This is a genomic window from Ideonella sp. FW305-24, assembly GCF_058788035.1.
On record NZ_JBYTAI010000001.1, the window covers coordinates 125057 to 147864 of the forward strand.

General features: G+C 67.2%; 23 protein-coding genes and 2 pseudogenes. 14 read left to right on the plus strand and 11 right to left on the minus strand.

The annotated features are described in order from the left end of the window. Window positions 1–9: 9 nt before the first annotated feature. Window positions 10–711 (minus strand): pirin family protein, encoded by a 702-nt coding sequence (locus tag AC3WR5_RS00515; protein WP_141284063.1) that lies wholly within the window; start codon window positions 709–711, stop codon window positions 10–12. A gap of 177 nt (window positions 712–888) precedes the next feature. Between AC3WR5_RS00515 and AC3WR5_RS00520 the strand changes: the two genes are divergently transcribed. The 4 genes and pseudogenes from AC3WR5_RS00520 to AC3WR5_RS00535 all read left to right on the plus strand — a co-directional run bounded on the left by AC3WR5_RS00520 (window position 889) and on the right by AC3WR5_RS00535 (window position 3572). Beyond that, window positions 889–1881, plus strand: coding sequence for a LysR family transcriptional regulator (locus AC3WR5_RS00520; RefSeq protein WP_141284061.1), 993 nt, complete (start codon window positions 889–891; stop codon window positions 1879–1881). A 2-nt stretch (window positions 1882–1883) separates the two neighbouring features. Next, complete coding sequence (gene gluQRS, locus AC3WR5_RS00525; protein WP_492481041.1) at window positions 1884–2774, plus strand: tRNA glutamyl-Q(34) synthetase GluQRS; 891 nt, start codon at window positions 1884–1886, stop codon at window positions 2772–2774. Between the two features lie 93 nt (window positions 2775–2867). Beyond that, a pseudogene (locus tag AC3WR5_RS00530) lies at window positions 2868–3215 on the plus strand (FKBP-type peptidyl-prolyl cis-trans isomerase); the annotation flags it as partial. After that, window positions 3210–3572, plus strand: a complete 363-nt coding sequence (locus AC3WR5_RS00535) for an FKBP-type peptidyl-prolyl cis-trans isomerase (RefSeq protein ID WP_492482567.1) — start codon at window positions 3210–3212, stop codon at window positions 3570–3572. The pseudogene AC3WR5_RS00530 and the gene AC3WR5_RS00535, both read left to right, overlap by 6 nt. A 24-nt stretch (window positions 3573–3596) precedes the next feature. Here the strand turns inward: AC3WR5_RS00535 and AC3WR5_RS00540 are convergent, their stop codons facing one another. Beyond that, window positions 3597–4064 (minus strand): MarR family winged helix-turn-helix transcriptional regulator, encoded by a 468-nt coding sequence (locus AC3WR5_RS00540; protein ID WP_231011214.1) that lies wholly within the window; start codon window positions 4062–4064, stop codon window positions 3597–3599. 108 nt (window positions 4065–4172) lie between these two features. On the opposite strand from AC3WR5_RS00540, the gene AC3WR5_RS00545 reads away from it, so the two are divergent. Continuing rightward, on the plus strand, window positions 4173–5126 hold the full coding sequence (locus tag AC3WR5_RS00545; protein ID WP_492481043.1) for a quinone oxidoreductase family protein: 954 nt from the start codon (window positions 4173–4175) through the stop codon (window positions 5124–5126). Between the two features lie 6 nt (window positions 5127–5132). Here the strand turns inward: AC3WR5_RS00545 and AC3WR5_RS00550 are convergent, their stop codons facing one another. After that, window positions 5133–6554 (minus strand): sensor histidine kinase, encoded by a 1422-nt coding sequence (locus tag AC3WR5_RS00550; protein ID WP_492481045.1) that lies wholly within the window; start codon window positions 6552–6554, stop codon window positions 5133–5135. Continuing rightward, window positions 6544–7218: a response regulator gene (locus AC3WR5_RS00555; protein WP_492481047.1), complete on the minus strand. Its 675-nt coding sequence runs from the start codon at window positions 7216–7218 to the stop codon at window positions 6544–6546. The genes AC3WR5_RS00550 and AC3WR5_RS00555 overlap by 11 nt, the downstream gene beginning before the upstream one ends. Window positions 7219–7367: 149 nt before the next feature. Here AC3WR5_RS00555 and AC3WR5_RS00560 point away from each other — a divergent pair, with 149 nt between their 5' ends. The 4 genes and pseudogenes from AC3WR5_RS00560 to AC3WR5_RS00575 all read left to right on the plus strand — a co-directional run. Further along, window positions 7368–8375, plus strand: coding sequence for an ABC transporter substrate-binding protein (locus AC3WR5_RS00560; protein WP_492481049.1), 1008 nt, complete (start codon window positions 7368–7370; stop codon window positions 8373–8375). A 13-nt stretch (window positions 8376–8388) separates the two neighbouring features. Next, complete coding sequence (locus AC3WR5_RS00565) at window positions 8389–9198, plus strand: ABC transporter ATP-binding protein (RefSeq protein WP_492481051.1); 810 nt, start codon at window positions 8389–8391, stop codon at window positions 9196–9198. Between the two features lie 22 nt (window positions 9199–9220). Continuing rightward, a complete protein-coding gene (locus AC3WR5_RS00570) occupies window positions 9221–10111 on the plus strand; it encodes an ABC transporter permease (RefSeq protein ID WP_492481053.1) in 891 nt (296 codons plus the stop codon). A gap of 104 nt (window positions 10112–10215) precedes the next feature. Continuing rightward, a pseudogene (locus AC3WR5_RS00575) lies at window positions 10216–11196 on the plus strand (methyl-accepting chemotaxis protein); the annotation flags it as partial. Between the two features lie 61 nt (window positions 11197–11257). On the opposite strand, the gene AC3WR5_RS00580 reads toward AC3WR5_RS00575, so the two are convergent. Continuing rightward, the gene (locus AC3WR5_RS00580; protein WP_492481055.1) at window positions 11258–12571 is read right to left on the minus strand and encodes a hypothetical protein; all 1314 of its coding nucleotides are present in this window, start codon (window positions 12569–12571) and stop codon (window positions 11258–11260) included. 133 nt (window positions 12572–12704) lie between these two features. Beyond that, window positions 12705–14573, minus strand: coding sequence for a gamma-glutamyltransferase family protein (locus AC3WR5_RS00585; protein WP_492481057.1), 1869 nt, complete (start codon window positions 14571–14573; stop codon window positions 12705–12707). Between the two features lie 192 nt (window positions 14574–14765). On the opposite strand from AC3WR5_RS00585, the gene AC3WR5_RS00590 reads away from it, so the two are divergent. Continuing rightward, the gene (locus tag AC3WR5_RS00590) at window positions 14766–15356 is read left to right on the plus strand and encodes an NADPH-dependent FMN reductase (protein WP_141286637.1); all 591 of its coding nucleotides are present in this window, start codon (window positions 14766–14768) and stop codon (window positions 15354–15356) included. Window positions 15357–15415: 59 nt separating this feature from the next. On the opposite strand, the gene AC3WR5_RS00595 is transcribed toward AC3WR5_RS00590, so the two are convergent. Further along, window positions 15416–16054, minus strand: coding sequence for a CoA transferase subunit B (locus AC3WR5_RS00595; RefSeq protein WP_492481060.1), 639 nt, complete (start codon window positions 16052–16054; stop codon window positions 15416–15418). Window positions 16055–16088: 34 nt separating this feature from the next. Continuing rightward, complete coding sequence (locus tag AC3WR5_RS00600; RefSeq protein WP_492481062.1) at window positions 16089–16790, minus strand: CoA transferase subunit A; 702 nt, start codon at window positions 16788–16790, stop codon at window positions 16089–16091. Window positions 16791–16876: 86 nt separating this feature from the next. On the opposite strand from AC3WR5_RS00600, the gene AC3WR5_RS00605 reads away from it, so the two are divergent. From AC3WR5_RS00605 to AC3WR5_RS00615, 3 genes are read left to right on the plus strand one after another with little or no spacing between them, the layout of a single operon-like run. After that, window positions 16877–17332: a PaaI family thioesterase gene (locus AC3WR5_RS00605; protein WP_492481064.1), complete on the plus strand. Its 456-nt coding sequence runs from the start codon at window positions 16877–16879 to the stop codon at window positions 17330–17332. A gap of 27 nt (window positions 17333–17359) precedes the next feature. Then, window positions 17360–17905, plus strand: coding sequence for a helix-turn-helix transcriptional regulator (locus tag AC3WR5_RS00610; protein WP_492481066.1), 546 nt, complete (start codon window positions 17360–17362; stop codon window positions 17903–17905). 26 nt (window positions 17906–17931) lie between these two features. Beyond that, window positions 17932–18930 carry a DUF3667 domain-containing protein gene (locus AC3WR5_RS00615; protein WP_492481068.1) on the plus strand — a complete coding sequence of 333 codons (999 nt, stop codon included), beginning with the start codon at window positions 17932–17934 and terminating at the stop codon, window positions 18928–18930. A gap of 6 nt (window positions 18931–18936) precedes the next feature. Here AC3WR5_RS00615 and AC3WR5_RS00620 read toward each other — a convergent pair whose 3' ends face one another. Genes AC3WR5_RS00620 through AC3WR5_RS00630 form a run of 3 tightly spaced genes read right to left on the minus strand, consistent with a single transcriptional unit; the run spans window position 18937 to window position 20879 of the window. Continuing rightward, window positions 18937–19356, minus strand: coding sequence for an acyl-CoA thioesterase (locus AC3WR5_RS00620; protein ID WP_492481070.1), 420 nt, complete (start codon window positions 19354–19356; stop codon window positions 18937–18939). 22 nt (window positions 19357–19378) lie between these two features. Then, a complete protein-coding gene (locus AC3WR5_RS00625; protein WP_492481072.1) occupies window positions 19379–20089 on the minus strand; it encodes a YceH family protein in 711 nt (236 codons plus the stop codon). A gap of 7 nt (window positions 20090–20096) precedes the next feature. Continuing rightward, window positions 20097–20879, minus strand: a complete 783-nt coding sequence (locus tag AC3WR5_RS00630) for an SDR family oxidoreductase (protein WP_141286651.1) — start codon at window positions 20877–20879, stop codon at window positions 20097–20099. Between the two features lie 220 nt (window positions 20880–21099). On the opposite strand from AC3WR5_RS00630, the gene AC3WR5_RS00635 reads away from it, so the two are divergent. Beyond that, window positions 21100–22782, plus strand: coding sequence for an electron transfer flavoprotein-ubiquinone oxidoreductase (locus tag AC3WR5_RS00635; RefSeq protein ID WP_492481074.1), 1683 nt, complete (start codon window positions 21100–21102; stop codon window positions 22780–22782). The last annotated feature ends 26 nt before the right edge of the window (window positions 22783–22808 follow it).

Here is a 22808-nt window from a genome sequence, read left to right on the forward strand (position 1 = left end):
CTCAGGCGATCAGGCTGCCAGGTCGAACACCAGCACCTCGGCGCCCTGCCCGCCGCTGATCTCCAGCTGGTGCTCGCCGGTCAGCGCCAGGGCGTCGCCCGCCGAGAGCTGCTGGCCGTTGACCGTCAGCTTGCCGCGGGCCAGGTGCACCCAGGTCTTGCGGGCCGGGTTCAGCGCCAGCTCGGCCGATTCGTCACCGTCGAACAGACCGGCGCGGATCGCGGCGTCGGCGTTCAGCGTCACCGCCCCGTCGCGGCCGTCCGGCGAGGCCACCAGGCGCAGCTTGCCGCGCTTTTCCTCGGTGCTGAAAGCCTTCTGCTCGTAGCCGGGCGCCAGGCCTGCGGCCTTGGGCAGCAGCCAGATCTGCATGAAGTGCGTGGTCTGGCCTTCGGCGTGGTTGAACTCGCTGTGGCGCACGCCGGTGCCGGCCGTCATGCGCTGCACTTCGCCAGGCTGGATGGTGGCGCCGGTGCCCAGGCTGTCCTTGTGGCCCAGGCCGCCTTCCAGCACGTAGCTGACGATTTCCATGTCGCGGTGGCCATGGGTGCCGAAGCCGGTGCCCGGGGCAATGCGGTCTTCGTTGATGACACGCAGGTTGCCAAAGCCCATGTGGGCCGGGTCGTGATAGTCGGCAAAGGAGAAGGTGTGGAAGCTCTTCAGCCAGCCGTGGTCGGCATAGCCGCGGTCTTCAGACTTGCGCAGGGTGATCATGGTGAGCATCTCCGTGTGAAGCGGCGGTGGAGGCGAAAGGCCTTGCGTCGCGGTGAATCCAATGTAGGTCTGGGGCCCTCTTGTGCGGCGGCGGTGGCTTGAAGCGAGCTTTCAAATAAGATGAATGCCCAAGCGCTTTTGCATTCAGTCTTTACGCCTCCCCAAAACGCCGCCGCCATGACAGACCGCCGCCAAGCCCTCACGCCCGATGCCTTGTCGATGATGGACACCATCGCCCGCACCGGCAGCTTTGCCGCTGCGGCGCGCGAGCTGGGCAAGGTGCCTTCGGCGCTGACTTACAGCGTGCGCCAGCTGGAAGACGCACTGGACGTGTTGCTGTTCGACCGCCGCTCGCGCCAGGCCCAGCTCACCGCCGCTGGCGAGGAACTGCTGCAGGAAGGCCGGCGACTGCTTGCGCAGATGGATGCGGTGGCCAACCGGGTGCGCCGCGTATCCACCGGCTGGGAAACCCAGTTGACGATCGCGGTCGACGGCGTGCTGTCCCGGCTGACCATCCTGGAGCTGTGCGAAGCCTTCTACGCAATGCGACCCAACGGCGGCCAGGACGGCCCTGGCACGCGGCTGCGGCTGCGCACCGAGGTGCTGGCTGGCACCTGGGAGGCGCTGGTGTCGGGCCAGGCGGACCTGGCGATTGGCGTGCCGGGCGACAGCGTGCTGGCCTCGGGCATCGAACTGCGGCCGCTGGGCGACATGGCGTTTGTCTTCGCGGTCGCGCCGCATCACCCGCTGGCCACTTTCGACGGCCCCATTGACGACGCCGAGTTGCTGCGCCACCGCGCGGTCGCCGTGGCCGACTCGGCCCAACGCCTGTCGCCCATGACGGTCAACCTGCTGCCCGGCCAGGACGTGCTGACCGTGCCCACCATGCACACCAAGATCGAGGCCCAGCTGCGCTGCCTGGGCTGCGGCTTCGTACCCGAGCCGCTGGTGCGCGACCACATCCGCCTGGGCCGGCTGGTCGTCAAGCAGGTGCAGCGCCAGCAGCGCGTGGCGACCATGGCTTACGCCTGGCGCGCGGCGTCGGTCACCCAGCCGCGCAAGGCGCCGCAGGGGCTGGCACTGCAGTGGTGGCTGCAGCAGCTGGAGAGCCCGGCGACCCGGCATGCCTTGTTGAATCCGCAAAGCGGCCTTGTGTCGGACGTCGATTGAACATGCCCGGCTACATCGGACGTTTCGCACCGTCCCCCACCGGCCTGCTGCACGCAGGCTCGCTGGTCGCGGCGCTGGCCAGTTGGCTGGACGCGCGTGCGCATGGCGGCCAGTGGCGCGTGCGTATCGAGGATGTGGACACGCCGCGTTGCGTTGCGGGTGCCGGCGAAGCCATCCTCGGCCAGTTGATCGCCTGCGGGCTGTTGCCGGATGGCGAGGTGTGGTGGCAGTCGCGCCGTGGCGAGGCTTATGCGGCGGCGCTGCAGCAACTGGTGACCGCCGGCCTGGCCTACCCCTGCGGCTGCAGCCGGCAGGACATCCTGAACGCGCTGGCCGCGCAAGGCGCGTTGCCGCCGCGCCATGGCGAACGGGTCTACCCCGGCACCTGCCGCAACGGCCTTCATGGCAAGCCTGCGCGCGCCTGGCGCCTGCGCTGCGAACCCGCAGGGCTGCTCAGGTGGCAAGACCGCCGCCTTGGCGCGCAGGCACAGGACCTTTGCGCGGAGGTGGGCGACTTCGTGCTCAAGCGCGCCGACGGCCTTTGGGCCTACCAGCTCGCCGTGGTGGTGGACGACGCGGCCCAGCAGGTCAGCGACGTGGTGCGCGGCGAGGACCTGGCCGACAACACACCGCGCCAGATCCATCTGCAGCGTGCGCTTGGGCTGCCCACGCCCCGCTACCTGCACACGCCGCTGGTGCTGGCAGAGGACGGGCAGAAGCTGTCCAAGCAGAACGGTGCGCAGCCCTTGCGGCTGGATCAACCCGCGGACGCGCGGCAGTCGCTGCGCGCTGCAGCCGATGCGCTGGGCCTGCCCGCGCTGCCGGCAGACGCGCCACAGGCCGATTGGCTGGTGCAAGCGGTATCGGCGTGGCGCGCAATGCAAGCCCCCTGAAGCGGCTCCGCACCCCCGGGACTGGCGATGTCATCGGTCAGTGGCATCATGCTGCCCCTGATTCACGACCCTTTGGGACGAAAGAGAACCCCCATGACGACCACCCCCAGCGGCCTGCAGTACGAAGACCTGGCCACCGGCAGCGGCGAAGCGGCCAAGGCCGGCCAGAGCGTGACGGTGCATTACACCGGCTGGCTGTTCGACCCGGCAGCACCCGACAACCGTGGCCGCAAGTTCGACTCCAGCAAGGACCGTGGCGAGCCCTTCGAGTTCGACCTGGGCGCCGGCATGGTGATCCGCGGCTGGGACGAGGGCGTGCAAGGCATGCTGGTTGGCGGCACCCGTATCCTGACGATTCCGCCGGAACTCGGCTACGGCCCGCGCGGCGCCGGTGGCGTGATCCCGCCGAACGCGACACTGGTCTTCGAAGTGGAGCTGCTGCCCACGCCGGAACGCGCTTCGCTGCAGAAGACCGACCTGGTGATCGGCGAAGGCGCCGAGGCCGTCGAAGGCAACAGCGTGACCGTCCACTACACCGGCTGGCTGTTCGACGCCGCCGCCGCCGACAACCGCGGCCGCAAGTTCGACTCCAGCAAGGACCGTAACGAACCCTTCGAGTTCGACCTGGGTGCCGGCATGGTGATCCGCGGCTGGGACGAAGGCGTGCAAGGCATGCTGGTCGGCGGCAAGCGCGTGCTGGTCATCCCGCCTCACCTGGGCTACGGCAAGCGCGGCGCAGGCGGCGTGATCCCGCCGAACGCCACGCTGGTGTTCGAAGTCGAACTGCTGGGCGTTTGAGCCCTGCGGCAGGCCTGGGCGCGCTCAGGCCTGCCGCGCCTTCTCCGCCTGCACAAAGCGCAGCGCGTCGTCCGCCAGCCTGCGCATCAGGCGGGACAAATCGGCAAGCTCCTGCTTGTCCCAATCGGCGAGCAGCGAGGTGATGATCTTCTCCCTCGCGCCGTCCAGCGCCGTGGTCATCACCCGGCCCTTCTCGGTGATGACTGCCTGCTTGATGCGAGCGTCCTGCTCGTGCACCTGCCGGGCCGCCAGGCCCAGGCTCTCCAGCTTCGTGACCTGCCGGCTGACGGTGGTGTAGTCCCGCCCGCACAGCTCGGCCAGTTCCTTGATGCCCAGCGGCCCACGCCGCTCAATGCGCACCAGCAGCGGGAACAGCGCGCGGTCCAGGTCGATGCCGGCCATCTCGATCAAGGCGGCATCCGGCTGAGGCCGGTTCAACACGCCGGTGAGGTCCATCAAGGCCTCGCGAAGCTGCAGCATTTCTCGTTTCATGGGCTTTGGGTAGGAGCGGTCCGGTCAAATAGGTGCAAAATACACTCATTCAGAAATCTAAGCAGCGCGAGAGGCATGTTGCCCGCCGCGCACTGAACGGAGTTGTATATGAAAGCAGCGATCGTGACGCAAGCGGGCCAGGCCCCGGTCTTTGGCGACTTTGAGACACCGGCGGCCAGCCCCGGCAAACAGCTCATCCGGGTCACGGCTTCGGCCATCAGCCATGTGACCCGTGGCCGCGCCTCGGGCAAGCACTACAGCGCCAGCGGCGCCCTGCCCCTCATCCCGGGCGTGGACGGCACGGGCGTCACCGAAGACGGCCAGCGCGTCTATTTCCTGATGCCGGAACATCCGTACGGCGCAATGGCCGAGCACTGCCTGGTCGATGCCAAGCGGCTGCTGCCATTACCAGAGGGCCTGGCCGACGAAGCCGCCGCCGCGATGGTCATTCCTGCGATGTCGTCCTGGGCGGCGCTGGTCGAACGCGCGCAAATGCGCGCCGGCGAAACGGTGTGGATCAATGGCGCCACCGGCGCTTCCGGCCGGCTGGCGATCCAGGTGGCCAAGCACCTGGGAGCGAAGAAGGTCATCGCGACCGCACGCAACACCCGCGCTTTCGACGACCTGCGGCGGCTGGGTGCGGACGTGACGATTGCGCTGACGCAGGACCGCGAGACGATGGCGCAGGCCTTCGAGCACGAGTTCGCACAAGGCGTGGACATCGTGCTGGACTACCTGTGGGGCCCGAGTGCCGAGACGCTGATCGTTGCCGCCGCAAAGGCCAGCCCGGATGGCTTGCCGGTGCGCTTCGTGCAGATTGGCGCGATCAGCGGCGCGGACATCACGCTGCCAGGCGCCGCGCTGCGATCCACCGCGCTGCAACTGATGGGCAGCGGCATTGGCAGCGTGCCGATGCCGCGGCTGTTCAAGGCCATTCAGGGCGTGCTGGCGGCGGCACCGGCAGCAGGCTTCGAGATTGCGACCCGCGTGGTGCCGCTGGCAGAGGTGGGTCGCGTCTGGGCGGACGAGGACAGCGCCTCGCGCATCGTGCTTCGGCCCTGAGCCGGCTCAGGCCGTCCAGCGCACCACCGCCCGCAAGCCCCGTGGTGTGGCGGGCTGCAGCTCGACGGTTGCCCCGAACGCATCGGTGATCTCGCGCACGATGGCCAGGCCCAGGCCCGAGCCTTCGGTGTCGCCCGCGGCGCGGAAGAATCGCTCGAAGACGCGGGGCAAGGCTTCCGGTGCAATGCCGGGGCCGTTGTCTTCGACCGTCAGCTCGGCGCCGCCTTGGGGCAACGTGCGCAGGCCCACGGTCACGCGGCCGCACTCCTGGGTGTAGCGTAGTGCGTTGTCCAGCAGGTTGCTGATCAGCGCGTCCAGCAGCGCAGGCTCGGCCATGACCTGCACCGCGTCGCCGCTTGCGGGCAGGTCCAGCCCGAGGTCGATGGCGCGGCGGTCGGCCAGCGCGGCCAGTTGCTCCACGCAGTGCTGCGCGGCCTGGCCCAGGTCCAGCGGCACGAGCCGGGTGCGCACGTCGGCATGCTCGGCCTGGGCCAGCAGCAGCAGCTTGTTGGTGACGGCGATCAGCCGGCGGTTGCTGGCCTGCATCTCGCGCCACAGCGTGTCCATGTCCTCGCGCCGGGTGTCCCAGTTCTTGCGGTGCTCGCGGGTGTAGCGGGCGAACTCGATCTGCGAGGCCTGCAGCGCCAGCGGCGTGCGCAGCTGGTGCGCGGCGTCGGCAATGAAGCGGCGCTGGGCCTCGCTGTGGGCGCGCAGTTGCGCGACGAAGCGGTTCAGCGTGTCGGCCACCGGGCGCAGCTCGCTGTGCAGGCCGTGGGTGTCGACCTCGAAGTCCAGCCGCAGCGGGTCGCGCTGGGCGAGTTGTTCGCGCAGGCGCAGCACCGGGCGCAGTTCCCAGGTGAGCGCGAGCGTGGCCAGCACGATGGCCAGCGCCAGCGCCAGCAGCAGGAACTCCATGGATGGCCAGAACAGCGCGCGCAGCATGCGGTCGCGGCTGCCTGTCGTCTTGCTCACGGTGAGCGTGACGGGATGGCCGCCGCCGACCTCGTACATGTCGCGCCGGGTGATGACGGCGCGCAGCGGCAGGCCGTCGAACTGCGTGTCGTACCACTGCGCCTGGTCCACGCCTTGCAGCTGCAACTGCGGCGGCAGCGGGAAGTTGGGCGAACCGGCGAGCAGGCGGCCATCGGAATCGGTCACGCTCAGGAACACACGGTCCCGCGCCTCGGAGCGGAACAGGCTGAGCGCGGACGGCGGCACCGTGGCCTGGATCGCATCGCCCTCCCAAATCAGCCGCTCGGCCAGCACCTTGGCCGAGGCCAGCAGGTCGTGGTCCTGCACGTAGTCGGCCAGCGCCGCAGCATTGCGCCAGTTCAGCCAGCCGCACAGCGCCACGAAGAAGGACAGTGGCAGCAGCAGCCACAGCGCGAGCCTTGCGCGAAGGCTGGTCAGCAGTCGTTCAGCCTTCATCTCGCGTGCGCAGCAAATAGCCCAGTCCGCGCAGCGTGATGATGGTGGCCTGGCTGGTTTCCAGCTTCTTGCGCAGCCGATGCACGTACAGCTCCAACGCGTCCAGGCTGGGCTCGTCGTCCAGGCCGTAGATGCTGTCCAGCAAGGCCTGCTTGTCCACCGTGCTGCCGGCCTTGAGCATCAGGGTTTCGAGCAGCGTGCGCTCGCGCGGCGGCAGCGCCAGCTCGGCGCCGGCCAGCGTGAACTGGCGCGTGCGCAGGTCGTACAGCAGGTCGCCGCAGGCAATCTCGTTGGCCTTGCCCGGCATCTGCCGCCGCACCAGCGCCTTGATGCGCGCCACCAGCTCGCGGCCCTCGATGGGCTTGACCATGTAGTCGTCCGCGCCGATCTCCAGGCACAGCACCTTCTGGTCCAGCGAGGCGGTCGCGGTGAGCACGATGACCGGCACAGCATCACGCCGCTCGCGCAGCCGCCGCAGCACACCCTTGCCGGGCAGGCCGGGGATGTTCAGGTCCAGCAGCACCACGTCGTAGTGCTGTTGCTGCAGTTGCAGGTCGGCCGCATCGCCACTGTCCACGTGGTCCACGACAAAGGCCTGCTCGCGCAGCAGGCTGGCGAGCCAGTGCGCCAGTTCGGCGTTGTCTTCAACCAGCAGGAGTTTCATTGGGAGGAGAGCAGGAAGCGGCGAATTCTACGAAGCGGACGCAGGGCGTGCGGCCGCTAGGGAAAACCATCACGAAAGCCGGCCCTCGCCGAAAGCTGGCCGAAGGACGCGGCTGCCTACAGTGAACCCATCAAACCAAGGAGACTCGCATGCACCTTCCCCGCCGCACCCTGCTCGCCGCCAGCCTGTTCACCGCCCTCGCCGCCACCGTGCCGGCCCAGGCGGCCGATGCCAACACCGTGACCATCATGGTCGGCGGCATCAACAAGATCATCTACCTGCCGGCCAAGCTCACCGAGGTGCTGGGCTACTTCAAGGACGAAGGCCTGGTGGTGGACCTGCAGTCGCAGCCCGCCGGCGTGGACGCCGAGAACCAGCTGATCGCCGGCGCGGTGCAAGGCGTGGTCGGGTTCTACGACCACACCATCGACCTTCAGAGCAAGGGCAAGGAGATCCAGGCGATTGCCGTGCTGTGCAAGGTGCCGGGCGAAGCGCAAATGGTCTCGACCAAGGCCGCGCCAACCTTCAAGAGCATGGCCGACGCCAAGGGCAAGACGCTGGGTGTGACCGGCCTGGGCTCGTCCACCGACTTCCTGACCCGCTACCTGGCCGAGAGCAAGGGCGTGCCCAGCAAGGACTACTCGCTGTTGCCGGTGGGCGCAGGCAACACCTTCATCGCGGCCATCAAGCAGGACCGCATCGAAGGCGGCATGACGACCGAGCCAACCATCGCCCAGTTGCTGAAGACGGGCGACGCGCAGGTGATGGTGGACCTGCGCACCGAAGAAGGCACGCGCACCGCGCTGGGCGGCCTGTACCCCGCGGCCAGCCTGTACGTGCAAAACAGCTGGGCAGCCGAACACAAGGACCTGGCCGCCAAGATGGCCCGCGCCTTCGCCAAGACCATGCAGTACATCAGCACCCACTCGGCCGAAGACATTGCCGAGAAGATGCCCAAGGACTACTACGGCAACGACAAGCCGCTGTACGTGTCCGCGCTGAAGGCCTCGCTGCCGATGTTCACCAGCGACGGCAAGATGCCCGCCGGCGGCCCGGAGACGGTGCTGAAGGTGCTGGCCGCGACCAAGCCGGCCATCAAGGGCAAGAACATCGACCTGTCCAAGACCTACACCAACGCCTTCCTGGCGGCGAAGTAAGAAGGAAGTTGTCATGAGCACTGTGCTGCCCCTGAACGCTGCGCCCGGCGCGCCCGCGATCGATTTCGACAACGTGTCACTGCGATTCATTTCCGCGGACGGTGACGCCACCGTCGCGCTGCGCAATTTCTCGATGTCGGTCGCCCGCGGCGAATTCATCGCCATCGTCGGGCCGACCGGCTGCGGCAAGTCGACCACGCTGAACATGGTGACCGGGCTGCTGAAGCCAACCGTGGGCAAGGTGCACGTGATGGGCCAGCCGGTGGACGGCATCGACCCGCGCATCGGCTTCGTGTTCCAGGCGGACGCGGTGTTCCCGTGGCGCAGCGTGCTGATGAACGTGGCCGCCGGGCCGCTGTTCCGCGGCATGGCGAAGAAGGAAGCGCTGGAACTGGCCCAGCACTGGATCCAGAAAGTGGGCCTGGCCGGCTTCGACAAGCACTACCCGCACCAGCTCTCGGGCGGCATGCGCAAGCGCGTGGCGCTGGCTCAGACCTTCATCAACAAGCCCGAAATCCTGCTGATGGACGAGCCCTTCTCTGCCCTGGACATGCAGACCCGCACGCTGATGCAGGACGAACTGCTGAAGCTCTGGTCCAGCACCGGCGGCTCGGTGGTCTTCGTGACGCACGACCTGGAAGAAGCCGTGGCGCTGGCGGACCGCGTGTTCGTGCTGTCGGCCCGGCCGGCAACCCTGAAGCGTGTCTACGAGATCGACCTGCCGCGGCCGCGCGTGATGAGCGAGGTGCGCTACGACCCGCGCTTCATCGAGCTCTCCAAGCGCATCTGGGCCGACCTGCGCGAAGAAGTCGACATCCACTGAACGGCAAGAAAGAGACATCGCCATGACCGCACTCGCCTCTCCCGTCGCCGCCACCAAGCCCGGCGCTGCCGCCCTGCCCGCCGCGCTCAGTGAAGCCGCGCTCGCCAAGGAATCCGAAGTCGCCCATGCCGCCATCAAGCGGCGCCGCCTGATGATCATCGGCCTGCGCCTGGCGGTGCTGGTCGTCACGCTGGGCGGCTGGGAACTCGCCGCGCGCCTGAAGTGGATCGACCCGTTCTTCTACTCGCAGCCTTCGCTGATCTGGAACCAGCTGGTCGAATGGAGCACCGAGGGCACCTCGCAAGGCTCGCTGTGGCGCCAGGTGGCGGTGACGCTGGAAGAGACCGTGCTGGGCTTTTTGATCGGCTCGGTGGCCGGCGTGATCTGCGGCATCCTGCTGGGCCGCAACAAGCTGCTGTCGGACGTCTTCAGCCTGTACATCCAGATCGCCAACTCCATCCCCCGCGTGGTGCTGGGCTCGGTCTTCGTGATCGCGCTGGGCCTGGGCATGGCCTCCAAGGTGGCACTGGCGGTCGTGATGGTGTTCTTCGTCGTCTTCGGCAATGCCTTCCAGGGCGTGCGCGAGGCCGACAAGTACATGATCGCCAACGCGCAGATCCTTGGCGCCTCGCCGCGCCAGCTGACGACCGCGGTGGTCATCCCTTCGGCGATGTCGTGGATCCTCGCCAGCCTGCACGTGAGCTTCGGCTTTGCGCTGGTCGGTGCGGTGGTCGGCGAATTCCTCGGCGCCAAGGAAGGCATTGGCCTGCTGATCTCCACCGCCCAGGGCGCCTTCAACGCCAGCGGCGTGTTCGCCGCGATGATCGTGCTGGCCGTCGTCGCGCTGGCGGCAGACTTCCTGCTCAGCCGCGCCGAGAAGCGCCTGCTGAAGTGGCGGCCGGCTGCGTTCTGACGCCCAATCATTCCTTTGGGGCCATGCAGGCCCCGTTGTCGTTGATGCCCACAAAGGCATGCAAACGCCGAAGCGACCTGCGCTCGCACTTCACGCTGCCCGCCAACGACGCGCACAGCCTGCTGTTCCACCTCTCGGTGATGCGCGACCAGATGGCACGCATGATCCAGCAGGTCCAGCAGTCGGCCCAGGCCGTTGCGCAGGCCTCCAGCGAGATCGCCGATGGCACGCAGGAGCTGTCCAGCCGCACCGAATCCCAGGCCTCGGCGCTGGAAGAGACGGCGGCCTCGATGGAGCAGTTGTCCGCCACCGTGCAACAGAACGCTGACAGCGCGCAGACGGCCAACCAGCTGGCGCAAAGCGCCTCCTCGGTGGCCAGCGATGGCGGCCAGGTGGTGGCCGAGGTGGTGGAGACCATGAAGGGCATCCACACCAGCAGTGCCAAGATCGCCGACATCATCGGCGTCATCGACGGCATTGCCTTCCAGACCAACATCCTGGCGCTGAATGCCGCGGTTGAGGCCGCAAGAGCCGGCGAACAGGGCCGCGGCTTTGCGGTGGTGGCGGGCGAGGTTCGCAGCCTGGCCCAGCGAAGCGCCGAGGCCGCGCGCCAGATCAAGAAGCTGATCAACGACAGCGTGGAGCGCGTGTCCCACGGCACGGTACTGGTCGATCGCGCCGGCAGCACCATGTCGCAGGTCGTGACGTCCATCCGGCGGGTGACCGACATCGTCGGCGAGATCAGCTCGGCCAGCCGCGAGCAGAGCGCAGGCGTGGTCCAGGTCGGCGAAGCCGTCACGCAGATGGACCAGGCCACGCAGCAGAACGCAGCCTTGGTCGAACAGACGGCAGCCGCCACCGAGAGCCTGAAGCTGCAGGCCAGCCAGCTGCTGGAGGCGGTGTCGGTGTTCCGTTCGTCCGAAGCACCGGCCGTGAAAGCCGCCGCGCCTGCGCCGCGCCCGGCCAAGACTGCTGCCATTCGCCCCCGCGTGCCAAAGGCTGCAACTGCGGCACCGCGCGCTGCGAAGGCCGAAGCCGTCGCCGCGGCGCCGCGCACCGCGGATGGCGACTGGGCACAGTTCTGAGCGGCTGAAAGCAAAACACCCGGCCAGGGCCGGGTGTTTTTTTTGACGGATCGAGCCTGCCTTATTGCGCCGTACAGCCTGGCGTGGTGCTGGCGGGGAAGCTGTAGTTCAATGCCTTGTAGTTCCAGGCACCGTTCTTTGGCACCTGGTATTGCAACAGCACCGGCACGCCAGCGGCTGGCGCAACTGCCGGCATTTCATTGCGCATGTGCTGGTACTGCGTCTGGTTGCCGTCAGGTGCAGGCTCGTGCGTGAGCAGGTGCGTGCACTTGAAGCTTTGCAGGCTGCTGCCGCGGCTCGCAGACTGGTAAACGCGCAAGTTGGAGACCTTGCCTTCGACATGCGCGTTAAAGACCACTGCAATGCTGCTGCCGCCCAGGTAGCTCACTTCGGGATAGCCGGTGTCAAGCGGCGTATCGGAAAAGGCAATGCTGTTCAGGCTCCAGGCCGGCCCACCTTCCGAAACCAGCGCGTTGAAGCGGCGGTAGTACGGCTTCTTGGCGTCGGCATAGACCAGGTGGATGTTGCCCTGGTCATCGGTCGTGGTGCTGAAGTGGCTGGCGTACGGGTCCACGTCAGCCTCGCTGTCCGGCGTGCCTTGGATCAGCACCTGAGAAGCTTGCCAGTTGCCGTTCCAGGCGGCATCTGCCGGCCGCTGGGCCCACCAGATGTCGGCACCATCGGCGATGACCATGCCGATGCTGTCCAGCGTGCGCACCAGCCGTGCGCTGAGCTTGGGCTCGTTGTACGGCCGGTTTGCCGCCTCGTGGAAGGCGAGTCCGGTGTCGCTCCAGGTGCTGGCATCCTTGGCCCGGTAATACAACCGAAGCACGGCCGGGCCGCTCGACTGTCCGCTCTTGACCGTCTGCTCCAGGAACACCACCCAGAAGTTGCCGCTCTGATCTTCCACCAGCGAAGGCACGTAGGCAGGCTTGCCCTTGAGCTTGTCCTTGCCGTCGCGCACCACCTGGCCCGGACCCTTGATCTTCCAGCTTTGGGTGGACGGGTCGTACTTCAGCGGCGCGAAATTGATGCCTTTGTTGGCCGTCGAATAGACGACCGACAGCAGTGCGCCATTCAGCGAGCCATCCGCTGAACTGTTCTCGTCGGTGTTCGCCAGGGTGAGCTTCTTGGTCCAGGTGACCCCGTCAGGACTGGTGCTGAGTTGCAGCGCATCACCGGCGGTAGAACCGGTGTTGTAGAGCAACTGGAACTGCTGATCGGCCGTTACCCAGGAATGCTTCTGGTGCCGGAACGAGATCATCTTGTCCGCTTTGCTGCTCAGGTTGGTCTGGTCGCCTGGCACGGCCACGACGGTCGCCTGGGCGGCCGGCAGAAACAGGGCGCCGGCGGCAAGCACTGCGGCGGAGAGCATGAACGGGATCGAACGCATGGGCTGGAGACGCGGGGAGGCGCCGCAAAAAAGTTGACCGATTGTCTCAGGCACGGTCTTTTCCGGCCTCCTTCGATCAAGGGATGCGCCGCGTGACTTTGTCACACTCCCGCCATCAATCCCCCCGCACCTCGCCCTCGCGCCGCGGGTCCGCGCCGCCCAGCCAGCCGTCCCTGCGGCGCTGCAGGGCCTGGATGCCGCTGGTCAGCTCGACCTGCTGGATCTGCTGGCCGCGCTGGGTCAGGGCTTGCACCGTGGCGGACGGGAAGCGGCCAGCCTCGAGCAGCGTGCTGGTGCTGTTGAAGTTGCCGAAGTTCGGCAGGTTGGCGGCTTGTTGCGGGTCCAGGCCCCAGGCCAGCATGCCCAGCAGCATCTTGGCGGTGTAGTGGATGATGACCGCGCCTCCGGCCGCGCCGGTGCTGAGCTGCAAGCGGCCATCGCGCCGGTCAAACACCAGCGTGGGGCTCATGCTGGAGCGCGGGCGCTTGCCGGGCTGCACGCGGTTCGCCACCGGCCGGCCTTGCGCGTCGGTGGGCCGCAACGAGAAGTCGGTCAGCTGGTTGTTCAGGATGTAGCCACCAGGCAGGCCGGTGCCGCCATCGGCCAGCAGGCCAGTGCCGAAGCTGGCTTCGACCGTGGTCGTGAACGAGACGGCGTTGCCCTGCGCATCGACGATGCTGATGTGGCTGGTGCCGTATTCGGGCTGCTCGGGCTGCGGGGCGTAGGCACCGCGTTCATCGCCGGGGCGGCCGGCGGCAACGGGCGAGGTGGCCGCGCGTTCACCGATCAGCAGCGCACGCTGGCGCAGGTAGGCCGGCGCCAGCAGGCTTTGCCAGCCGCCAGAGGGCGCAGCGACAAAAGCCGGGTCGCCGAGGAACTGGGCGCGGTCGGCAAAGGCCAGGCGCGAGGCTTCGGTGTAGCGGTGCAGGAAGGCCGGCTGCGGCAAGCCGTCTGCGCCCAATGCACTGCCGGTCAAAGGCGGCAATTCGTCGAGCAGGCCGAGGATCTGCATCATCGCGATGTGGCCCGACGACGGCGGCGGCACGCCGCAGACGCGCCAGACCGCACGCCAATCAGTGCAAAGGGCTTCGCGCTTGACGGGCTGGTAAGCCGCAAGATCGGCCTCGGTGATGCGGCCCGGGTTGCTCGGGTGGCTGCGCACACGGCGCACCAGGTCGGCGGCCACCGGCCCCTGGTAGAAGGCCGCGCTGCCCTCCTTGGCGATGCGGCGCAGGATCTCGGCCAGCGCCGGGTTGCGCAGCCGGTGGCCAACCGGCCAGGGCTGCGGGTCCGCGCCCGGCGGGCCAGACTGGTAGTAGAAGGCACGCGCGGCCGGGTCGCGCTTGGCCGCCTCGGCCTCGGCCAGCAAGGCCACCGGCCGCGGCGTCAGCTCGAAGCCGGCTTCGGCCAGCTCGATGGCGGGCTGGAACAGGCGCGCCCAGGGCAGCTTGCCGTGCTCGCGGTGCACGGCTTCCAGCATGCGCAGCACGCCCGGCACACCGACTGCACGGCCGCCCGGCACGGCCTCGCCCATGTTCATGGATTGGCCATCGGGTTTGAGGAAGAGCTTCTCATCGGCCGCGGCCGGCGCAGTCTCGCGCCCGTCCCAAGCCTGCACCTGCTTGCCATCCCAGTACAGCAGGAAGCCGCCGCCGCCCAGGCCGCTGGACTGCGGCTCGACCAGGCCCAGCACCATCTGAACCGCGACGGCCGCGTCCGCCGCGCTGCCGCCTTCCCGCAGCATGCGCGCACCCGCATCCGCCGCCAGCGGGTTGGCTGCAGCCACCGTCGCATGCGGGTAGTACCAGCCGGGCTTCGCCGTGAAGCCGGTGGCGGCTTCGGGCATGACCAGCGGTGCGGCTTCGGAAGCGGCCAATGCCGGCAGCACCGGAACCGGCGCTTTGGCTGCGGCCACGCTGACCAGCAGGCTGAGCAGCAGCCCACCGACAGACGGCTTGAACAAAGGCAATCGCGAAGCAGACATGCTGGCGATTCTGCTCGCGCAGCCCGCCATCCGGCGAAGGCTGCACCGAAGAGGCCCAAACCCTCAGGGGTTTCGGCCGAAACCTGCCACGCCTCGTGCATGCGGCCGATGCCCAGGGGCTCGTCTGGGGGATTGGCGAACAGACCGCAAACCCGAAGATGATGGGCATCATCAACTGCCCCGAGGAACAACATGGCCGACAAAGTGCTGGTGTTTTATGGCTCCTACCGCTCCGACCGCATGGGCATTCGCCTTGCAGACTACCTCGTCAAGGGCCTGAACGCGCGCGGCGCGGCGGCCGAGCTGGTGGACGCCAAGGCGGTGAACCTGCCGATGCTGGACCGCATGTACAAGGAGTACCCCAAGGGAGAGGCCCCCGCGGCGATGGAAGCGCTGGCGGAGAAGATCCGCACGGCGGACGCCTTTGTCTTCGTGACCGGCGAATACAACTGGGGGCCACAGCCCGGGCTGAAGAACCTGACCGACCATTTCCTGGAGGAATGGTTCTGGCGCCCCGCCGCAGTAGCCAGCTATTCGGCCGGCCGCTTCTCCGGCGTGCGCTCGGGCAGCATCTGGCACAGCATCCTGTCGGAGATGGGCATGGTGGTCATTTCCAGCGCACTGGCGGTCGGCCCGATCTCGCAGACGCTGGACGCCGACGGCAATCCCACAGGCGGCGCCGGCGAGTCGTTGCAAAAAGCCTTCCCGCGCTTTGCCGACGACCTGGCCTGGTGGACCGAAGCGGCCCGCGAACAGCGCACGCGCAAGGCGCCGCCGTACTGAACCGCAACGCATTGAAAAAAGGCCCGAAGGCCCTTTGTCGTGAAGTCGCTGCGCCGTGCTCAGTGCAGCGGCACGCCGGTCTTGCCCTGCACCTCTTCGCGGCTCACGCCCGGCGCGGTCTCGATCAGCTTCAGGCCTTCGGGGGTCACGTCCATCACGGCCAGGTCGGTGATGATGCGGTTGACCACACCCAGGCCGGTCAATGGCAGCGTGCAGGCGGGCAGCAGCTTCATGTCCGTGCTGCCGTCCTTCTTGGTCGCCACGTGCTCCATCAGCACGATGACGCGGCCGACGCCTGCCACCAGGTCCATCGCGCCGCCCATGCCCTTGACCATCTTGCCGGGGATCATCCAGTTCGCCAGGTCGCCCTTTTCGCTGACCTGCATCGCACCGAGGATGGCCAGGTTGATCTTGCCGCCGCGGATCATGCCGAAGCTGTCGGCGCTGGAGAAGATGGACGAGCCGGGCAGCGTGGTCACCGTCTGCTTGCCGGCGTTGATCATGTCGGCGTCGACCTCGTCCTCGGTCGGGAACGGGCCGATGCCCAGCAGGCCGTTTTCGCTCTGCAGCCAGACCTCCATGCCGCCAGGCACGTGGTTGGCCACCAGGGTGGGCAGGCCGATGCCCAGGTTCACGTAGAAGCCGTCCTGCAGTTCCTGTGCAGCGCGGGCGGCCATTTCATCGCGGGTCCATGCCATGCTTATCTCCTGAAGACTTGCGCAAACCGCGTGGTCACGCGGTTTTCCGTGTTGTGCGTTGCTCGATGCGCTTTTCCGGCGTCGCGTTCAGCACGATGCGGTGCACGAAGATGCCGGGCAGGTGAACCTGGTCCGGGTCGATCTCGCCGGTCTCGACGATCTTCTCGACCTCGACGATGGTGATCTTGCCGGCCATGGCCACGTTGGGGTTGAAGTTGCGCGCGGTGCGGCGGAACTGTAGGTTGCCGCTCTTGTCGGCCACGTAGGCCTTGACCAGCGAGACGTCCGGCGTCAGCGAACGCTCCATCACGTAGGTGTGGCCGTCGAACTCGCGCAGCTCCTTGCCATCGGCGACGATGGTGCCCACGCCGGTCTTGGTGAAAAACGCCGGAATGCCTGCGCCGCCGGCGCGCAGCTTCTCGGCCAGCGTGCCCTGCGGCGTGAATTCGAGCTGCAACTCGCCGGCCAGGTACTGGCGCTCGAACTCCTTGTTCTCGCCCACGTAGCTGGAGATCATCTTCTTGATCTGCCGCGTGCTGAGCAGCTTGCCAAGGCCGAAGCCATCGACACCCGCGTTGTTCGAGATGACGGTGAGGTTCTGCTTACCGCTGGCCTGCAGCGCGTCGATCAGCGCCTCGGGAATGCCGCAGAGGCCAAAGCCCCCGACGGCGAGCAGTTGGTCGTCCTGGACGACACCTTCCAGCGCAGCCGCTGCGCTCGGGTAGATCTTGTTCATGGGTTTGCCTCCGGGCTTGTTCGGATGTGCAAGCAGGTTACTACGTAACATATTACGTAGTCCACTAGGTAGATTTGACTAAGGCCATGACCTCAGACGCTCCCCGCCAACCCTCGCCACCGCCCGCGAAACCGCTGGACACGGACCAGCTGCAGCGCCTGTGCAGCGAGATCTTCGCCCCCTGGGTGCAGGCGCTGGACCTGCAGGTGCGCGCGCTGGAGGGCAGCGAGCTGACGCTCGCCCTGCCCGTCACCCCGCCACATGTGCATGCCGGCGGCGTGCTTTGCGGCCAGACGCTGATGGCCGCGGCCGACAGCGCGATGGTGCTGGCCATCTCGGCCCAGCTGGGCAGCTTCCAGCCCATGACCACCGTGCAACTGCAGACCAGTTTCCTGCGCCCGGTGCCGGGCGATGCTGGCGAGGTCCAGGTACTGGCCCGTGTATTGAAGCTCGGCCGGCAACTGGTGTTCGGCGAGATCGAATGCAGGCTCGCATCTGGGACACTCGCGGCCCATGCCACCACCACCTATGCGCTGCTTTGAACCGCAGCGCCGCCTTGCCTGCCTGCAATGATTGACCTGGACTACCGCATTGCCTTCGACCTGGCCCCGATTGGGATGGTGCTCTCGCGCTACCGGCTGGTGGTGGACTGCAACCAGCATGCGCTGGCCATGTTCAACGCCGACCAGGCGCAACTGATCGGCCAGTCTTTCGAAGTGATGTACCCCAGCACCGCCGAGTACCAGCGCACCGGCGACCGCATCATTGCCAGCCTGGGCGAAGACGGGCGCTACGCCGACGACCGGGTGATGAAGCGCATGAGCGGCGAGCTGTTCTGGTGCCACGTGTCCGGCCGCGCGCTGGACTCATCCGATCCGCATGCCGCCGGCATCTGGACCTTCGAGGACCTGTCGGCCCGACGCGTGCTGAAGGTCGATTTCACCGGCCGTGAGCGCGAGATTGCCGCCCTGCTGATCGAGGGCGACACCAGCAAGCAGATCGGCAAGAAGCTCGCCATCAGCCCGCGCACCGTGGACGTGTACCGGGCCCGGTTGATGCGCAAGATGAACGCCAGCAGCACGCCAGAGCTGGTGCACCGCTTGCTTGCCGTGTGAATCCTCCCCTGCGCCCACCTGTTGCCGTGACCACGTCTACCTCGCTGCCTTTCTCGCCCGCTGACGCGCCCCATGGCCACGCACGCTCACCGCACTGCCGCAACTGCCAGCAGGACCTGACGCCGCTGCCCGATGCCGACTACTGCCCGCGGTGCGGCCAGGAAACGGTGCTGCATCCGCCCAGCTTCACCGAGTTCGTGCACGAGTTCGTCACCCACTACGTGGCGCTGGAAGGCGCGCTGTGGCGCACGCTGCGCATGCTGCTGACCAAGCCAGGCCAGCTGACTCGCGAATACTTTCACGGCCGCCGCAGGCACTTTGTGCTGCCGCTGCGGCTGTACCTGACTGCGAGCTTCGTCTTCTTCCTGGTGATGAAGCTGACCGGCGGCGATGGCCGGCACATCATCGTGGGCTCGCACCTGCCCGCGACCGCAGCTTCGGCGCCGGCTGCAGCCAACAGCGCTGCTTCGTCCGCGTCGTCGGCCTCGGCAGACGCATCGGATCCCGAAGTCGACCAGGACGACGGCTCGGTCCTGGCCACCATCGACGACGAAGACCTGCAGCGCGAACAGCGCTGCCTCAAGGAATCCGAGGCCTGCAGCGCCATCGATCACTTCGTGGCCCGCATGACGCACAAGGCCAGCGCGGCGCACCCGGAAGGGATGAGCCACCAGTTCGCGGCCAAGGCGCCTTACGCGGTGTTCCTGATGCTGCCATTTTTCGCCGCGCTGATGAAGCTGGCCTACCTTGGCCGCAAGCGCTCTTACGGCGAGCACTTCGTCTTCAGCCTGCATGTGCACAGCTTCTGGTTCATCGCGCTGCTGTGCATCCAGGTGCTGCCCAATGCGGTCATGGTCCTGCCACTGCTGGCCATCCCCGTCTATGGCGCGCTGTCGATGAAGCGTGTGTACGGCGGTTCCTGGTGGGCCACCTTGCCACGCGCGCTGCTCATCTCGCTGGCCTACAGCCTGCTGCTGGCACTGGTGACCGGCGGGCTGGCGCTGTGGCTGCTGATGGTCGGCTGAGAGCGTTCAGGCGATCAGCGCCCTCAGCCAATCCGGCAGCGGTGCGGACTTGCCGGAGGGAAAGTCGACCCAGACGGTCGTCGCACCGCCCTCGGCGCAGACCACGCCAGGCCGGTCGGTGCGTTCCAGCGTGATGAAGGTGTCGAAGCTGCTGCGGCCAGGGTTGGCCACATAGTGCCTCGCCAGCACCTCGCCGGGGTATTCCAACTGCTTGAGGAAATTGCAGAAGGCGTTGACGATGACAGGGCCCTGGCCGCTCGGGTCCGGCTTGCCGCCAACCGCATGCAGCCACTCGACGCGCACGGTTTCCAGGTAGCGGAAATACATCGCGTTGTTGACGTGGCCCATCAGGTCCATGTCACCCCAGCGGATGGGGATGCGCATCTCATAGGTCAGCTTCTTTTCGGCCGGCAACTCGAATCGCATGCGCTCCCCTCGATGCCGGAGATCAGTGCCCGAGCGCTTCGCGCAGCTCGGCCATCACGCGCTTGAGCTCCGCCAGCTCGCTGCCCTGGCGCACCACCTCGGCCTGCAGCGCTTCCCAGTCGGACCAGCTCGGCCCTGTTTGCCCGCCGCTGCCACCGGTGGCAGCGCCAGATGCGCCGGCCAAGGACGCCAGCGGCTCGCCGCACAGCAAATGCGCCCAGCGTGCCTCGCGCTCGCCAGGTGAACGCGCCAGCTTACGCACCCGCGCCGGCTGCTTGGTGGCCAGTTCGTCGAGGAAGGCTTCGACCGAGGAGACGTCGGCAAAGCGATGCAGCCGTTCGCTGTTCAGGCGCAGCTCGGCAGCGGTCTGCGGGCCGCGCAGCATCAGCGTGGCCAGCAGCGCCGCCGACTGGCTGGGCACGCCCAGGCCACGCGGCATGTTGTGGTCGAAGCGCACCACGCGGCTGCCGCTGACTTCCGAGATCAGGTGCTTGCGCTTCAACTCGTCCAGCGCTTCGAGCAGGTCGCGCTCGCTGACTTCCATCACCGGTGCGCGCGCCGTCTTCTGGTTGCAGCCGGACTGCAGCGCGTTGAGCGACAGCGGGTAGCTGTCCGGCACCGTGTGCTGCTTCTCGACCAGCACCGCCAGCACGCGGGCTTGCAGCGTGGTCATGACCGGCACCGCTGCCGACACTTCGGCGGTGGGCGCCGCCTGTCCTTCTTCTTCGCTCATCGGCAGTTCAGACGCCAAAACCGTCGTCGGCCTGGATCACCGCGCCGTTGATGAAATGGCTCTGGCTGGCGCACAGCATCATCAGCGTGGCGTCCAGGTCCTGCGGCTGGCCGACGCGCTTGCGCGGCAGCATCGCCATCAGCTTCTTGCCACCTTCGGTTTCCCAGTGGTGGTGGTTGATCTCGGTGTCGATGTAGCCGGGGCAGATGGCATTGACATTGATGCCGTAGCGGCCCCACTCCAGCGCCTGCGCGCGGGTCATGTGGATGACCGCGGCCTTGCTCATGCCGTACAGGCCGATCTGGCCCAGCGCGCGCAGCCCGGCCATCGAGGCAATGTTGACGATGCGGCCACCGATGAAGGTGCCGGGCGCCGCGCCGCGCGAGCGGGCGATCATGCGCTTGGCAACTTCCTGGGCGACGAAAAACGCGCCCTTGGTGTTGGTGTCCATCACGTAGTCGTAGTCTTCCGGCGTGACGTCGGTCAACTTCTGCGTGGTGCTGACACCGGAGTTGTTGATCAGGATGTCCAGCGTGCCGGTTTCGGTCTCGGCATGGGCCACGGCGGACTTGATGCTGTCGTGGTCGGTCACGTCCAGCTTGACGACGTGGGCGTCGCCGCCGCCGCTCTCGATCTCGGCGCGCAAGGTCTTCAGCCGCTCGACACGGCGACCGGCCAGCACCACGGCGGCGCCGGCCTTGGCCAGGGTCTTGGCGAACTGGGCGCCGAGGCCGCCGGAGGCGCCGGTCACCAGGGCCACGCGGCCCGAGAGGTCAATGTTGTAGCTCATGGATGAAACCATAGCACGTGCCTCGCAGGCGTGACAGGCAGCGACGCAGGGGTATTTACGCGGGCGCAATCCAGCGGTTTTTCTGGGGCCAGGTCACCACGGCGACACAAAAGCACGACCGTGCTTTTTTTGAGCACAAGCCGCTAGAATTACCTCAAGCACGCCTGCGGCCGGCCCATGGCACGCGGAGACAAATTCATTCAAACGCAGAAAGAGACCCATGACCCCGAGCGAGTTGCTGGCCCAGTACGGCCCCCGTGAATCGATGGAGTACGACGTGGTCGTCGTCGGCGGCGGCCCCGCTGGCCTGTCGACCGCGATCCGCCTGAAGCAACTCGCCGCCGAAAAGGGCCGCGAGGTCAACGTGGTGGTGCTGGAAAAGGGCTCGGAGCCTGGCGCGCACATCCTCTCGGGCGCAGTGATGGACCCGATCGCGATCACCGAGCTGTTCTCCGACTGGAAGGAACGTGGCGCGCCGCTGAACCAGCCGGTGACGGCCGACGAAGTGCTGTTCCTCTCCGAGGCTGGCGCCAGGAAGACACCCGACGGCTTGGTGCCGGAGTGCTTCCACAACGAAGGCAACTACGTCATCAGCCTGGGCGCGGTGACCAAGTGGCTGGCCGAGCAGGCCGAGGCCTTGGGCGTGGAAATCTTCCCTGGTTTTGCAGCGGCCGAAGTGCTCTACGACGAGCAGAACCGGGTCAAGGGCGTGGCCACCGGCAACCTGGGCGTGGGCAAGGACGGCGAACCCAACGACAGCTTCCAGCTCGGCATGGAACTGCACGGCAAGTACACCATCTTCGCCGAGGGCGCGCGCGGCCACCTCGGCAAGCAACTGATCGCCAAGTACCAGCTGGACGCCGGCAAGGATCCGCAGAGCTACGCCATCGGCGTCAAGGAACTGTGGGAAGTGCCCGCAGCGCAGGCCAAGCCCGGCCTGGTGGTGCACACCGCCGGCTGGCCGATGGACCACGAGACCTACGGCGGCGGCTTCCTCTACCACCTCGAAGGCAACAAGGTCACGCTGGGCTTCGTGGTCGGCCTGGACTACAAAAACCCGTGGCTGAGCCCGTTCGAGGAAATGCAGCGCTGGAAGACGCACCCTGCGATCCGCAAGCACATCGAAGGCGGCAAGCGCCTGGGCTATGGCGCACGTGCCATCACAGCTGGCGGCATCCTCAGCCTGCCCACGCTGGTGTTCCCGGGCGGCGCACTCGTCGGCTGCGAAGCCGGCACGCTGAACGCGGCCCGCATCAAGGGCAGCCACGCGGCGATCAAGACCGGCATGCTGGCAGCAGAAGCCGCGTTTGAGGCACTCGGCGCCGGGCGTGCCCAAGACGAGCTGACCGCCTACCCGGCCGCCTTCGAGCAGAGCTGGCTGAAGACCGAGCTGATGCGCTCAAAGAACTTCAAGCAGTGGTTCAAGAAGGGCAACACCGTGGGCACGCTGATGACCGGCATCGAGCAGTGGCTGCTGCCCAAACTGGGCGTTAAGAGCCCGCCGTGGACGATCCACCGCACAGCACCCGACCACGTCTACCTGCGCCCGGCCAACGAATCGACCAAGATCGACTACCCCAAGCCCGACGGCAAGCTGACCTTCGACCGCCTCTCGTCGGTCTTCATCAGCAACACCAACCACGAAGAGAACCAGCCGGCCCACCTGACGCTCAAGGACAACGCGGTACCGGTGCAGGTCAACCTGGCCAAGTTCGCCGGCCCGGAGAGTCGTTACTGCCCGGCGGGTGTCTACGAATTCGTCGAAGAAGCCGGCACGCAGCGCCTGCAGATCAACGCGCAGAACTGCGTGCACTGCAAGACCTGCGACATCAAGGACCCGACGCAGAACATCGTCTGGGTCACGCCCGAAGGCGGCGGCGGGCCGAACTACGCAGGCATGTGAGCCTTGCGCTGGGCTCGCTCGGATTG